The sequence below is a fragment of the Microbacterium sp. Y355 genome (genome assembly GCF_059445345.1).
On record NZ_JCAIUD010000001.1, the window covers coordinates 2,157,034 to 2,170,506 of the forward strand.

General features: G+C 65.8%; 11 protein-coding genes. All 11 read right to left on the reverse strand.

Annotation, left to right across the window (positions count from 1 at the left end; translation table 11 throughout):
- Positions 1–39 precede the first annotated feature (39 nt).
- Positions 40–1,281 (reverse strand): alpha-D-ribose 1-methylphosphonate 5-triphosphate diphosphatase, encoded by a 1,242-nt coding sequence (locus AC1C2O_RS10355; protein ID WP_495430348.1) that lies wholly within the window; start codon positions 1,279–1,281, stop codon positions 40–42.
- Positions 1,278–2,048 carry an ATP-binding cassette domain-containing protein gene (locus AC1C2O_RS10360; protein WP_495430349.1) on the reverse strand — a complete coding sequence of 257 codons (771 nt, stop codon included), beginning with the start codon at positions 2,046–2,048 and terminating at the stop codon, positions 1,278–1,280. The genes AC1C2O_RS10355 and AC1C2O_RS10360 overlap by 4 nt, the downstream gene beginning before the upstream one ends.
- A gap of 8 nt (positions 2,049–2,056) precedes the next feature.
- Positions 2,057–3,877: an alpha-D-ribose 1-methylphosphonate 5-phosphate C-P-lyase PhnJ gene (locus AC1C2O_RS10365; RefSeq protein WP_495430350.1), complete on the reverse strand. Its 1,821-nt coding sequence runs from the start codon at positions 3,875–3,877 to the stop codon at positions 2,057–2,059.
- The gene (locus tag AC1C2O_RS10370; RefSeq protein ID WP_495430351.1) at positions 3,877–5,037 is read right to left on the reverse strand and encodes a carbon-phosphorus lyase complex subunit PhnI; all 1,161 of its coding nucleotides are present in this window, start codon (positions 5,035–5,037) and stop codon (positions 3,877–3,879) included. The genes AC1C2O_RS10365 and AC1C2O_RS10370 overlap by 1 nt, the downstream gene beginning before the upstream one ends.
- Positions 5,037–5,711 carry a phosphonate C-P lyase system protein PhnH gene (gene phnH, locus AC1C2O_RS10375; protein WP_495430352.1) on the reverse strand — a complete coding sequence of 225 codons (675 nt, stop codon included), beginning with the start codon at positions 5,709–5,711 and terminating at the stop codon, positions 5,037–5,039. The genes AC1C2O_RS10370 and phnH overlap by 1 nt, the downstream gene beginning before the upstream one ends.
- Positions 5,708–6,142, reverse strand: coding sequence for a phosphonate C-P lyase system protein PhnG (locus tag AC1C2O_RS10380; protein ID WP_495430353.1), 435 nt, complete (start codon positions 6,140–6,142; stop codon positions 5,708–5,710). Before AC1C2O_RS10380 ends, phnH begins: the two co-directional genes overlap by 4 nt.
- 70 nt (positions 6,143–6,212) lie before the next feature.
- Entirely contained in the window at positions 6,213–7,946 is a 1,734-nt protein-coding gene (gene phnE, locus AC1C2O_RS10385; protein WP_495430354.1) for a phosphonate ABC transporter, permease protein PhnE, read from the reverse strand.
- Positions 7,947–7,948: 2 nt separating this feature from the next.
- Positions 7,949–8,788, reverse strand: coding sequence for a phosphonate ABC transporter ATP-binding protein (gene phnC, locus AC1C2O_RS10390; protein WP_495430355.1), 840 nt, complete (start codon positions 8,786–8,788; stop codon positions 7,949–7,951).
- 42 nt (positions 8,789–8,830) lie between these two features.
- A complete protein-coding gene (locus AC1C2O_RS10395; RefSeq protein WP_495430356.1) occupies positions 8,831–9,796 on the reverse strand; it encodes a phosphate/phosphite/phosphonate ABC transporter substrate-binding protein in 966 nt (321 codons plus the stop codon).
- Positions 9,796–10,653, reverse strand: coding sequence for a MurR/RpiR family transcriptional regulator (locus AC1C2O_RS10400; protein WP_495430357.1), 858 nt, complete (start codon positions 10,651–10,653; stop codon positions 9,796–9,798). Before AC1C2O_RS10400 ends, AC1C2O_RS10395 begins: the two co-directional genes overlap by 1 nt.
- 214 nt (positions 10,654–10,867) lie before the next feature.
- Positions 10,868–13,378: a DEAD/DEAH box helicase gene (locus tag AC1C2O_RS10405; RefSeq protein WP_495430358.1), complete on the reverse strand. Its 2,511-nt coding sequence runs from the start codon at positions 13,376–13,378 to the stop codon at positions 10,868–10,870.
- Between the last annotated feature and the right edge of the window lie 95 nt (positions 13,379–13,473).

Here is a 13,473-nt window from a genome sequence, read left to right on the forward strand (position 1 = left end):
GCCTTTCGATTTGGGAGAGTGATGTCCGGCAGCACGCGCTCACCGGATGCCTCTGGGGGCAGTAAGAGTCGTCACGACGGTCGGCCACTGCCCACGGTCATCGACGAGCACGAAGTCTGCCCGCGCACCCGCCGTGATGGCCCCACGGTCGGTGAGTCCGGCAGCGGTTGCCGCGCCGGAACTGACCAGAGCGACAGCCGCCGGCAGGTCGAGCACGCCGTCTCTGGCCAGCAGAATCGCGCTGGTGAGCAGGCTGCTGGGCAAATAGTCCGATGCCAACGCGTCTACCAGCCCTTCGGCGATGAGCTCGACCGCGCCGATGTTCCCCGAGTGCGAGCCGCGCCGCAGCACATTCGGAGCTCCGGCAACCGTCACCATTCCCCGCTCTCGCGCCCGCCGCGCGGCCTCCATGGTGGTCGGGAACTCCGCGACGACACCGCCTCGCTCCACGAGTGCGTCGATCGCCTCGGCGGTGTCAGGATCATGTCCGATGAGCCGAACCCCACCGAGCCTTGCCTGCTCCCCTGCCCACGCCAAGTTCTGATCCCGGATCGGAGCGGTGCGCTCACCCTCCGCGATGCGCGCCGTGACGTTGCGTTCCACTTCGTCGCGGTTCTCGCCGCCGGCGACCAGCATGTCGATGAAGTGCTCGATATCCGCATACTGACCCTGCCCCGGCGTGTGATCCTCGTGCGACAGGAGGATCGGCTCGGAATCAGCGGGAAGGCCATCCATCCGCCCGCGGATGAGCGCTGCTCCTTCTTCACCGCGCACATCGAAGCGGTGCAGAACGCGGTGATCGACACGGTCGCTGACAAAGGCATCGATCGCCTCACACACCTCGAGCGCTGCTGAAGGAACGCGACTCACCCCGTCAGAGATTTTCCGGTGAAAGCCCGCGCCGTGAAAGATCGTGGTGATGCCCGCCGCCGCCACCTTCGCGTCGAAGGATCGCATCGCGAAATCCAACGGCAACGGAGCCGCCGGCCTCGGCACACGCTCCTTCTCGAGGGCGTCGCTGTGCACATCGATCAGACCGGGCAGCAGAAGCATCCCTGCACCGGAGACGTCCGCACGCAGACCCGACCCCTCGATGACCTCGACGATCCTGCCATCCTCGACAACCACGCTCGCCGTGGCGGTGACGCTGTTCGGCAGCACGACTCGAACGTCGCCGAGCACGTAGCTCGCCGGATTCGCTCCGAGAACCCATCCTGTGCTCCGCGTCGCCGGCCGGTGCTCCGTCCGATCGGCGAGCTCCTCTGTGATGACACCACTCATGCGTAGACCTCCTCCAGTACACGATGTCCGGCGTTCAGAACCTCGTCGACACCACCGTCGGCCGTGATCGCACCGTTCTCCATGTAGAGCACACGGTTCGCGACCCGACGGATGATGTTCATATCGTGATAGACCGCCAGCACACTGACTTCGCGGTGACGGAGTTCCTCGATCACCTCGAGCGCCAGCACGCGATTGGCCGGGTCCAGCGCGGATACCGGCTCATCGAGCAGCAACAGCCGCGGCGGGCTGACGGTTCCCGCGGCGAGGTTCACGCGCTGACGCTCACCGCCGGAGAGCACACTGCAATCGACATCCCACAGGCGTTCTTCGATGCCGAGCTTGCGCAGAGAATCGGCCGCGGCGTCCCTGGCCTCCGACGCATCAAGACCCCGTCGCCGCGCTGCAGTGGACACCAGTCGCAGGGGACCCTGCCTCGGCGGAGCGTTGAGGAACTGCGACACATAGCCGAAGTCCCGCCCGCGCAACCGGGCCATCTCCCGATCTCCGAGTGAGGTGAGCTCGATATCGCGCTCACCGTCGTGCAGCACGACCGTGCCGGAATCGGGGAGGTAGTTGCGGTAGATGCACCGCAGCAGGCTGGACTTTCCCGCACCGCTGGCACCGGCGAGGGCAAGGTGTTCCCCCGGCATCAGATCGAAGGTGACGGAGCGGAGCGAATCGACGGTGCGATCGATCGCGTGCAGGGTGAACGACTTGCTCAACTCCCGCACGGCGAGTATCGGCTTCTGGGCTGTCATGTTCATGATTCCTCTCAGCTGTGCGCGGCAGCGACGAGCTGCTGGGTGTAGGGGTGGTGCGGGTCGGCGAGGAGCTGATCGGTGAGCCCCTGCTCGATCACCCGGCCCTGACGCATCACCACGGCACGGTCGGTGAGCGCGCGGATCACGGCGAAGTCGTGGCTGACGACCACCACCGCGAGTTCTCGCTCTGAGAGCAGTTCCCGCAGCAGATCCAGGACGCCGGCTGCCACCGAGGCATCCAGGCCTGTCGTCGGCTCGTCGAGCAGCAGCACCTGCGGATCGGTGGCAAGCGCCTTGGCGATCTGCACGCGCTGGCGCATGCCGCCGGAGAACTGTCCGACGACGTCATCCATGCGCTCGAGCGGAACGTCGACGCGGGTGAGCAGCTCAGCAGCCCTGTTGCGGATCGCGTGGTACGAACGCCATCCCGCTGCAATCAGCGCGTCGGCGATGTTGCCGCCGGCAGAAATGCCCAGGTCGAGGCCCATCGCCGGATCCTGATGCACCACCCCGAGGATGTTCGTGCGCAGGCGACGCCGCGCAGAGCTGTCGAGGCCGAGAAGGTTGACTGTGCCATCCCCCACCGCTCCGATGTACACGGAACCGGTGGCATCCGTCTCGTCCCCGATGATGCACTTCATCACCGTCGACTTGCCCGAACCCGACTCCCCGATCACGCCGAGCGCCTCACCTGGCGCGACGTCGAAGGAGACATCCTCGGCGGCGATGACCTCGCTGGAGCCGCGACTGCCGAAGAAGACCTTCCCCAGACCATCGACCTTCAACGACCAGTCCTTGCCCGGCGCCGTCTCACCCTTCGCGGGTGCGATAGGAGTGCTGACTTCGACTCCGGCTCTGGCCCGAACGCGCATCGCGGGGTCCGGGTAGTAGCGACGGGGGATGATCCGCTCATGTGCTTCGAGGTCGGCGACCCCTGCCCGCACTTTGAGGCAGAACTGCACGTCGGAGCAGATGAACTCGTTCGTCTTCGTCTCGACCATGAACGACTCTTCGGTGCCGCATTTCGCGCAGCGCACACCCTCGGTGTGCTCGACCTCGAAGGGGACGTCATCGAAGCTCAATGGTTCGACATCGGTGAATGGCGGTACCGCGTAGATCTTCTTGTCGCGGCCATGGCTGAGGAGCGTCAGGTGCTCGCTCTGGTGCAGTCGCGGCACATCCCAGCGCGGGATCGGGCTCGGCGACATCAGGTGGCGGTGGTGCACGAGCACCGGGTGACCTGCCCCCGCACCCATCACGCCGGTCAGCGCGAGACGTTCATACAGCGCGACCCACATCTTGGCGTAGTCGGCTTCGGCATGACGTCGTTTGCACTCGAAGACGGACTTCTCCACCGCGCGCAGAGGCTCTGATTGCGGCACCTGCAGCACGAGCGTCTGATGGGTGCCCATGTGCTCCTCAGGCACGCGGTGCCGGGACTGCACGATGGTCGACTCGTCGGTGTCGACCGTCGATGCGCTGCCGAGCGTGCCGACGATCAGCCGGCGCAGGTTCACGGCGTTGACGCCTTCTTCATCACCCTGGTCGATGACCTTGACGTTGTCGTCACTGCCGCCGATCGCGAGTGTGACCTGTAGTCCGCCAGAGCCCCAGCCGCGTGCGACCGGCATCTCCCGCGACCCGAAGGGCACGATGTATCCCGGCACGCAGATGCCGGCGATGACGGCTCGGCGGGCTTCCCGCTTGGCTTGCTCGTCCATCACGATGGGTCGCCCCTCGTGTGGATCCCCAGGGAGCATCGCCGTCAGTAGGTCGGCGGATGCATCCTCACCGTGTTCGTGCTCTGTCTGAGTGTCGATCAGCATCGTCATCAGCTGTGTCCTTCCTGGTGGTGCTCGCAGTCGCAATCGGATGCATGGGCGCTGCGGCCGTCTTCGGTGAGGAGTCGCTCGAGCTGACCGTCCTGCTCGGCGCGTGCCGCCAACGCGGCATCCAGACCCGACTGGAAGGTGACGTAGTGCGGCAGCTTCAGGTGTTCAAGGAACCCACTCGCGGCGAGCCCATCGGTGGTGAAGAGCATCACCTGCTCGAGTCGGCGGCCCGCTTCGAGACCGGCGTAACGGACGATCGAGACATCAAGGCTCGCGGCGGCGATCACCTTGCGCTCGTTGTGCCCGAAGGCCATCGCGTAGCCGACGTCGTATGTCGTGGGGTCCTCACCGCGAATCCCGCCGAGGTGCGACACCGCCTCGCATTCGGAAGCGCGCAGCTCACCGACCTGCACGAGCTCGCCGGTGTGCGGATCGGCGACCCGCAGCGGCAGTCGACCGTGGCGCACTTCGCCGAGCGTGACCTGTTCGGCCGCGTAGTCGTCTGGTCCGAGCACCGACTGGTACCAGATGTTGATCAGTGCGCCGGTATCGGCCTGCGCGGAAGCAGACAACACGGCAGAACGCTCCGCCGGGAGTTGAGCCGCGACCATCTGGATGTCGAACGGCTCCTCGTCGGATTCGAGCGTGCGATCCACGAGGACACCCTTGTCTGCAAGGTAGTCCCGGAAGCGCCGGAACGGTTCGTCGGCGGGATGCTGCAGCGGGGTGTCGTCGAGGGGCTCCACGATCGGCAGCGGCAGATCATGACCGTCGTGCAGGATACGAGCGGTGTAGTCGACGGTCTCACCGAGCAGGATCGGCCCGTCTGGTTGACGCTGCGTGGAGACGACCCGGCGGAGAAGCTTCATCTCGCGCGGCTGCAGCGGGTCGCTGTGTGCGAGCCGAGGCAGCGTCGAGCGATGCGCGCGGATCAGGTGCACGGCCTCGGAGATGTCGCCACTGCCCTGCAGGAAGGCCGCGGCTGCTGTGGGCGGGTCCCAGAGTCCACCCTCACCCATGATGCGGTCGATCGCCATCGGAAAGCTCGCGATCACGGACTCTGCGGTCAGCCCGGAGTCGAGCTGCGCACGGCGTTCGAGCACAAGGCGCTCGGCCGCGATGATCGCCTCGGTGCCGCCCTTGTTCGTTCCTGCATACATCAGATCAGCTCGATTCGAGTCGTGCGCGACAGGGCGATGAGAGTCCCGTCATCGCAGATGAGGATGCTGTCGATGCCGGAGGGATAGTCGGAGACCAGCTCCGCGCGGGCAGCGACGAACTGCGCACTGAGCCCGTCGACCGCGATCACGACAGGGGCGTACGGCGGGATGCCTGGACCGGTGAGGCGCCAGCCGGAAGTGACGCCGGCGCGGATCGCGCCGACTCGCTGCACGAGTGTCGCCGCCGTCTCCGGCGACCAGTGCGTACCAGACGACAGCTCGCGCAGTTGCGCCGACTCGGCAAGCGCGAGAGCGTAGCGGGCGGCGGATGCCGGAACCACGCTGGCACCGACGACTCGAGCGATCGCGGCCACGGCATCCGTCGCCTCGTCGAGATCTGTCTCGGACGCGGCGCCCGAACCCGCCTCGATGGAGCGCAGCGCGCCCGTCGGCGTCATCAAGTCGGCCAGTGCGAGCAGCGGAAGGACTGCGGCGGGCAGCCCGACCGGCAGCTCATCTGTGGGAATGCGGTGGACGGTACCTGGGCGCGCGAAGGCATCCATGATCGCGCGGAACACCCGCTGCGAGGTCGTCGGGGTGAGTTCGCGCAGCAGCTGCCAGTTCGCCTTGGCGATGTTGATGGCGGAGGGTGCGGGGGTGTCGATGATGGTCACGGAATCTCCTCGAACTCGACGATGGACGGGGCCAGACGTTCCCATTCGGCGGCACGCTCGGCCACGCGGCGCGCCTTGGTGCGTTCGCAGAGCGCGACGACCTCTGCGCTGCGGGGGCCGTCAGCGTGGTATTCGGTCGCGCAGATGGCGGCGGCGAGCGCGGCGAGGCGATCAGAACCCATCCGCATCGTCCAGCCGTCGACGCCGCGACGCCGCACCTCGGCCTGTGTGACCATCACGTCGCCGAGGATGAAGCGCTGCTCGGCAACCGGCTCGCGCACCTGAGTGACGACGGTGCCGACGATCGGCGGGCGAGTGACCACGACCTCCGCGTCATCTTTGAGGCAGGCGTGCGAGAGGGTGATCACCTCGGCGGCATCCGCCATATTGAGCTCAGATGTGATCTGCGCCCTCGTGAGCGTGTCTGTCATGGTCGGCCTTTCTTCTGCGCGTACTGGACTGCTGCGCGCATTGTTCTTCTGCGTACGGGGCGGAACGGGGTCATTGGACTTCGCGTCGAGCCCACACCGCGAGTGCTTCGGAGAGCAGCACGGTGATCACGACGAGGATGAGACAGGTAGTGACGACTCCGTACTCGAGCACCCGAGAGGCATTCATCATGTAGAAGCCGATGCCGCCGGCACCGATCACACCGAGCCCTGTGGCGGCACGCAGGTTGCTGTCGAGTTGATGGAGGGTGTGCGCCGACAGTGCCGGGGCCACCTGGCGGAGCGTGGCCGCGAAGAACACCTGGGTGCCACCCGCACCAGAGGAGCGGATGGCGTGCTGTACTCGCACGTCGACCTCCTCCAGTGAGTCGGCGATCACCTTGCTGAAGAATCCGATCGCTCCCACCGCCAGCGCGAGGGCGCCTGCGGTCGGGCCCAGCCCCGTGATCACCACGAAGAAGATGCCGACGATGATTCCCGGGATGGCACGGATCGTGACGACAAGCGCACGGAACACCGCTGACACCGTCTGGTTCGGTGCGATCGTGCGCGCGGACAGGAGCCCGAACGGGATGGCGATGATGAGTCCGACGAGAGTGCCGGCCAGGCCCATCTGCACCGTCTCGACCATGGCATCCAGCAGCTTGAGCGGAATGCCGCCGTCGCTGGGCGGGAAATACAGAGCGAGCGTCTCGACCGCCTTGGTCATTCCTCCGGCGATCTGGCTCAGGGAGATTCCGGATGCTGCGGCAGAGGCGATCACGGCGGCGACAGCCACCGCAGTCCAGAGCGTGCGGCGGACCCGCTCGCCGTTCCACGGCGGTGAGATGCGCGCTTCAGCTGCGAGGCTGGCCGAGCTGCGAGCATCCGTTCTTCCGCGCAGCCAACCCTTCCCTGGGAGGTGCGGGAGGAATACCGCCAGCCACTTGTTTCCGGATGAGGTGGACTCGTGGCCCAGCTGAGTGCGTCGAATGGTGCCGGAGATGAGTTCGGCGAGAAGGCAGAGGATGAGCAGGATGACCGTCAACCCGAGTCCCAGTCGGTAGTTCATCGTCTCCAAAGCTGCGGAGATGTACATGCCGATGCCGGCGACACCGACGAACCCGAGGATCACCGACGAGCGCAGGTTGATGTCGAACGCGTGCAGCGTCGTGGCGACGAGCGTGGGGCGCAGGCCCGGCAGCACTCCGCCGACGATCTGCTGGAAGGTGCCGGCACCCGCAGCGCGAAGTGCTTCACGGGGTCCAGGATCAATCTCCTCGATGGCATCGGCGAACAGCTTGGCCATGAAGCCGACAGATCCGATACCCAGGGCGAGGATGCCTGGGAGCGCACCGAGCCCGAATACGCGCACGAAGAAGATCGCGATGATGAAGTCGGGCATCGCGCGATTCAGCACGATCAGGGTGCGCACAATCGCTCGCACGGCGGGGTTGACCGTGGTGTTCTTCGCCGCGAGCAGTGCCAACGGCAGACTCAGGATGAACCCGACGACGGTGGCCAGGACGACGATAGCGAGAGTCTGTCCGATCATCGTCACGATGACGAGCGGTTCGGGAAACTTCAACGGCACAGTGCGGCTGAGGAAGTCGACGGCGTTGCCCCAACCGTCAACGAAGGTCGCAATGTTGATGCGCAGTTCGATCGTCGACCAGATCGCCAGGGCGAGGACGCCGAGCAGCACCGCGATGAGAGCGCGTCTGCTCCAGGACATCCGGGGCTGGACGGGCATCGGAACCGGTCGGTCGCGGTGAGCAGCGGAGCTGCGCTCGAGGATGACGCTCATGATCAGGCCGGAGCGATGGACGTCGCGGGAGCGCGGGTGGCCTGGGTGATCTCGGCGGTGGTCGGCAACCCTTCGGCGCTCATCGGCTCGCGGTAGATCGTCATCGCCTCTTCGCGACTGAGTCCGGCTGTCGTCTTATCGAGCACGACCTTGCCCTCCTTCAGCCCGACGATGCGCTCGCCGAAACCGAGCGCGTACTCGACCTGGTGCAGGCTGCACACCACCGTGAGATGGTCTTCCTCGCTGATGCGAGTGAGCAAGTCGAGCACGGCGGCGCTGGAGTCAGGATCAAGCGATGCGACGGGCTCATCCGCGAGGAGGATCGAGGGGCTCTGCGCCAGCGCTCGGGCAATCGCGACCCGCTGCTGCTGACCACCCGAGAGTGTGTCGGTGCGCTGGAAGGCACGATCGGCGAGACCGACTCGGTCCAGAAGTTCCAGCGCGATCCGTCGCCGGGATTTCGGATACATCCACAGACCAGATCTCGGGCCGACGAGTCCGCCGAGGAACCCTGTACACACGTTCTCCAGTGCGGAAATGCTGCCCACGAGGTGGAAGTTCTGAAAGATGAATCCGATCTCTCGACGCATCCTGCGCAGCTCGAACCTGCCCGCCGCGTTGATGTCCTGCCCGTGGATCTCGATGGTGCCTGAGGTGGGTTGCTGGAGGCGGTTCAGATGCCGCAGCATCGTGGACTTTCCAGATCCGGATTTTCCGAGCAGCACCACGCGTTGCCCTCTCGGGATGCTGAATGAGACGTTGTCGAGTCCGAGGACGGTCTCGTTGAACCGCTTGGTGACCTGGCTCAGCTGGATGGCCGGGCCCGTGTGCGTCGTCGTCATGTCTGCTCTCCGCTAGGTTCGTGCTGCTCGGAATCCGGTTGACTACTGGTTGGCGATCTCGCAGGCGTCGGACTTGGTGATCTCGCAGACCTTGCGCACACCGTCGTAGGCGGCGTCATCGATCGCGAGGTAGCCCCAGGTGCCGAGGCCGCAGAAGCCGTCTTCCGCTGTCTCGTCGCAGTCACCGCTGGCCTTGAGTGCGTCGACGTTGAGCTGCTCCAGATAGATCGACTTGATCTGCTCGCGCAACTCGGCAGTCAGGCTGGAGCTCACGGTGACCGGGCTCGGGGTGATCAGCTCGGACTCCCAGACCTGGGTGATCTGGCCCTTGGTGATCTGACCCGACTCGATCAGCTGCTCGGTGGCCATCCCCTCTGTGCTGAACGCGATGTCGCACTGCCCGTCGATAAGAGCGAGCACCGAAGCGTCGTGTCCGCCTGCGAAAATCGGGGTGATGTCGGTCTCGGGGTCAATGCCGACTTCGAGCAGACCAGCCGACGGAAAAAGGTAGCCAGAGGTGGATGCCGGATCCACGAAGCAGACCGGCTTTCCTGCAACATCCTCCAGTGAGGTGATGTCGGAACCTGCGACCACGCTGGCGACCGAGTGGTAACCCGACTCAGCGTCCGGGTCGGCGGTCCCCGCTCCGATGAGCTCGACCTCGACTCCGCTGTCCGCGGCGAGCACGTAGGAGAACGGTCCGTAGCCGGCGATCTGCACCTTGTCGGCACGCTGGGCCTCGATCGTCGCGGCATAGCTGGTCGCGGCGTGGAACTCGATAGGAATACCCAGCTCCCGCTCGAGCACCTTAAACGTCACCGAGCTCTCCACATCGAGCGCGGTCTGGTCCTCACTGGGGATCGACGAGATGACGATCTTCTCAGGCATCCCCCCCGCGGCGTCTTCCGCGGTATCGTCTCCGGCTGCGCTGGCACCGCAACCTGTGAGTGCGATCGTGGCGAGCAGCAGCACGCTCGTGGCAGCGGTGGTGAGAATTCGCTTGGACATCAATTGCTCCTTGGGGAAGGTGGAACGAGGTGAGTGACGGAGGAAGAAGAGAGGAGCGAGCGGATCACCTGCAGCGCGGCATGATGCACCATGCGGCTGGCCATGTCTTCGCTGCGGATGCCGTCACCGGCAGCTCCGGCGATGATGGCCGCGTCGACTAGACGCGCGAGCGGGGCACCCGTGTAGCTCGTGAGTGCTGCGGTCTTGGCACCGTGCTCGGCGGCGATCCGCACGGGGTGGATGGTCGCTGCCGTGGTGCCTGAGTGGCTGATGGCGAAGCAAACGTCGCCGTCGGTCAGCTGTTGGGCGACCGCCTCCTGCGTGCCGTTGTCGGTCGGGTACGCGACGGATCGGCCTGCGGAGCTCAACCAGTTTCCGAACTCGATCGCCAGCGGCTGCGACGTGCCGCTGGCAATGATGAGCACGCGGCGAGCGTCGCGCAGTGCGCCGGTGACCCGCTCGATGGCGCCGTGGTCGAGCACGCTGGCCGTGCGGCGCAGATCATCGACGATCCGGGCGAATGTGGCTGCGCCAGCGGTGTCCATCGGCAGCGGAGAGGCGAGTCGCCCGACGCCGAGCTGCGCGGCGAGCCGCAGCTTGAGCGCGTGGATCCCTGGGAGCCCGATCAGGTGGCAGAGCCGCACCACGGTGCCCACTGAGGTCTCGGTTTCGGATGCCAAACGCGAGGCCGACATCTCAACGACTTGTTCGGGGTGCGCCAGGATAAAACCCGCAACGTGGTGGCTGCGCAGAGATAGCGACGGCAGCGCCGCGCGCAGGCTCTCGAGCACGTCACTCACTCCGTGAGCACCGTCGACGAATCCGGAGATCCTGCCCTGCTCGATCGCGCTCCGCATGATTACGAAGTTAAGAAGCGCGGGTTACCGGGGAGTGTCGCTCCGACAGATTGGAACGAACGTTCCGCTAGCCATTCAGATTTGGAAGATTCTTCCGTGCTGGCATGTTCTTCGGCGTCGCGCTGTTCGTAGCTCCTCAGAGCAGACGCGAAAGGGCCCCGGAAGTCACTTCCGGGGCCCTGTTCCTCAGGAATCTGAGGAGTTATGAACGCTGTTACGCGGTGATCTCCGCGTTGGTGGGCATGCGCCCGGTGATCTCCTCGATCACATCGTCACCGATGCGAGCAGACTCGAATGGCGCGTCGATCTCGGCACGAGCCAGCAGGTCCGTCATACGACGCTCACGCTGACGCGTGATGAGTGTGACGACCCGACCCGAGCGACCAGCACGCCCGGTGCGACCCGAGCGGTGCATGTAGGTCTTGTACTCGTCCGGCGCATCTGCCTGGATCACCAGGTCGATGTCATCGACGTGGATGCCGCGAGCGGCGACGTCGGTGGCGACGAGAACCTGCACGCGACCCGAGGTCATGCGCTCGAGGTTGCGGGTGCGCTTGGCCTGATTCAGGTCACCGTGCAACGCAGCCGCCGGGATACCGGCGTCGTCGAACTGCTCAGCCAGCGTCTCCGCGTATGCACGGGTGCGGGCGAAGACCAGGGTCTTGCCTGCACGGTCGACCATCGAAGTGAGGATCTCTGCCTTGTCGCGGTGCTCGATCACGAGCACGCGGTGGTCGATCGTGCCGGAGTCCTGGTCTTCGCCAGAAACCTCGTAGACGGCGGGATCCACGAGGAACTCGTCAACGAGCGCAGCGACCTCACGGTCGAGCGTCGCCGAGAAGAGCAACTTCTGGCTGCCCTCTGCGGTGTGACGAAGAATGCGCTGCACCGGCTCGACGAAGCCGAGCTCGCACATGTGATCTGCCTCGTCGAGAACAGCGATCATGCACTCTGACAGGTCGAGCTTGCGCTGCTTGATCAGGTCCTCGATGCGACCTGGAGTGCCGATCACGATGTCGACACCCTTCATCAGCGCGCCGACCTGACGGCCCTGCGGGACACCGCCGTAGATCTGTGTGGTGAACAGACCGACACTGCGGGCGATTGGCTGAATGGTGCGGTCGATCTGCAGCGCGAGCTCACGCGTCGGCGCCAGGATGATCGCGCGCGGCTTGCGGCCGAACTCGCGACGCTTGCCGGCCTGCGACTTCAGTACTCGCTCGACGAGCGGTGCACCGAAGGCGATGGTCTTGCCGGATCCGGTGCGGCCACGGCCGAGCACATCGCGACCCTCGAGAATCGACGGGATCGTCGCCGCCTGGATAGCGAACGGCGAAGACGCACCGAGCTCCTTCAGCACCTCGACGATGTTCGAGCCGATGCCGAGGTCAGCGAACGTGACGCCTTCAACCTCTGGTGCGGCAACGGTCTTCGCCTCGAGGCGCTCGTGCACGACGTCGACGCCCGGAGCGAACTTCGCTGAGTTGGAGCCGGAGCTTGTCGACGCGTTCCAGTTGTCACGGCCGGGGCGCTGCTCGCTGCGGCGGTCCCGATCGTTGTTACGCGGACGGTCGCTGGAGCGCTCACGGTCGTTCGTGCGCGGACGGTCGCTGGACCGCTCACGATCATTGGTGCGCGGACGGTCGCTCGGGCGCTCACGGTCATTGGTGCGCGGGCGGTCGCTCGGGCGCTCACGGTCGTTCGTGCGCGGACGGTCGCTCGGGCGCTCCGCGTTGACACGGGGGCGCTCGGTGCGACGGTCATCGCTGTTGCCGCGCGGGCGGTCGTTGTAGCTCGGACGCTCGGGCGCACGGTCGTTGTAACGAGGACGCTCGCCACCACGGTCATTGTTGAAACGAGGACGGTCATTGCCGCGATCGTTGTTGTACCGAGGACGCTCAGCGCCACGGTCATTGTTGTAGCTCGGACGCTCGCCACCACGATCGTTGTTGTACCGAGGACGCTCAGCGCCACGGTCAGCGTTGTAGCTCGGACGCTCGGCGCCACGGTCATTGTTGTACCGAGGACGCTCGCCACCACGATCGTTGTTGTACCGAGGACGGTCATTGCCACGGTCGTTGTTGTACCGAGGACGCTCAGCGCCACGGTCATTGTTGTAGCTCGGACGCTCGCCACCACGATCGTTGTTGTAGCGGGGACGATCGCCGCCACGGTCGTCGTTGAACCGAGGGCGATCATTGCCACGGTCGTTATTGAACCGGGGACGATCACCCTGGTAGCGCGAACCACTCGCTGCGCCAGCCGACGCGTCACGACGCGGGCGGTCATCGTTGTAGCGAGGACGCTCGCCACCGCGGTCGCTGTTGAAACGCGGGCGGTCGCCGCCACGGTCGCTGTTGGTGCGCGGACGCTCGTCGCGGCGCTGCGGTGCCTCGCGGCGATCCGAATCGGTACGGCCGGAGAAGCCGCGTGAGTCATCGCGACCGGTACGCTCCTGGTCGGTCCAGCGGCGCTTGGGCGCACCAGACTCAGCCTCGGCCGGGCGGTAGCCGCGGTGGCTCGAGTTCTTGCTGCCGGCGGCGCTGCGGCCGAAGCTGCGGTCGGGGCCTGCTGCAGAACGCTGCGGACCAGCATCCGATCGTCCGCCTCGGCTGCCCTCGGGGCGTCCGGCATGGCGGTCGTGGAACGAGGTCTTCTTCTCGCCGTAGCGCGGCTCGAAGTTGCGGCCGGTTCGGCCGCCCTGGGGCTTCTTGTTGTTAGGCAAGGTGAATCCTTCTGGTTCTCTGCACGAGAACAGCACCTACGTACGCGCGCAGGGATAACCCGGACATCCGTCGGCCGGGGGCCATTCATGTGATG

Excerpts from the sequence above, each read along its gene's own strand:
- AC1C2O_RS10355 (WP_495430348.1), bottom strand. The coding sequence starts at position 1,281 with ATGAGTGGTGTCATCACAGAGGAGCTCGCCGATCGGACGGAGCACCGG.
- AC1C2O_RS10360 (WP_495430349.1), bottom strand. The coding sequence starts at position 2,048 with ATGAACATGACAGCCCAGAAGCCGATACTCGCCGTGCGGGAGTTGAGC.
- AC1C2O_RS10365 (WP_495430350.1), bottom strand. The coding sequence starts at position 3,877 with ATGACGATGCTGATCGACACTCAGACAGAGCACGAACACGGTGAGGAT.
- AC1C2O_RS10370 (WP_495430351.1), bottom strand. The coding sequence starts at position 5,037 with ATGTATGCAGGAACGAACAAGGGCGGCACCGAGGCGATCATCGCGGCC.
- AC1C2O_RS10380 (WP_495430353.1), bottom strand. The coding sequence starts at position 6,142 with ATGACAGACACGCTCACGAGGGCGCAGATCACATCTGAGCTCAATATG.
- phnE (WP_495430354.1), bottom strand. The coding sequence starts at position 7,946 with ATGAGCGTCATCCTCGAGCGCAGCTCCGCTGCTCACCGCGACCGACCG.
- phnC (WP_495430355.1), bottom strand. The coding sequence starts at position 8,788 with ATGACGACGACGCACACGGGCCCGGCCATCCAGCTGAGCCAGGTCACC.
- AC1C2O_RS10395 (WP_495430356.1), bottom strand. The coding sequence starts at position 9,796 with ATGTCCAAGCGAATTCTCACCACCGCTGCCACGAGCGTGCTGCTGCTC.
- AC1C2O_RS10400 (WP_495430357.1), bottom strand. The coding sequence starts at position 10,653 with ATGCGGAGCGCGATCGAGCAGGGCAGGATCTCCGGATTCGTCGACGGT.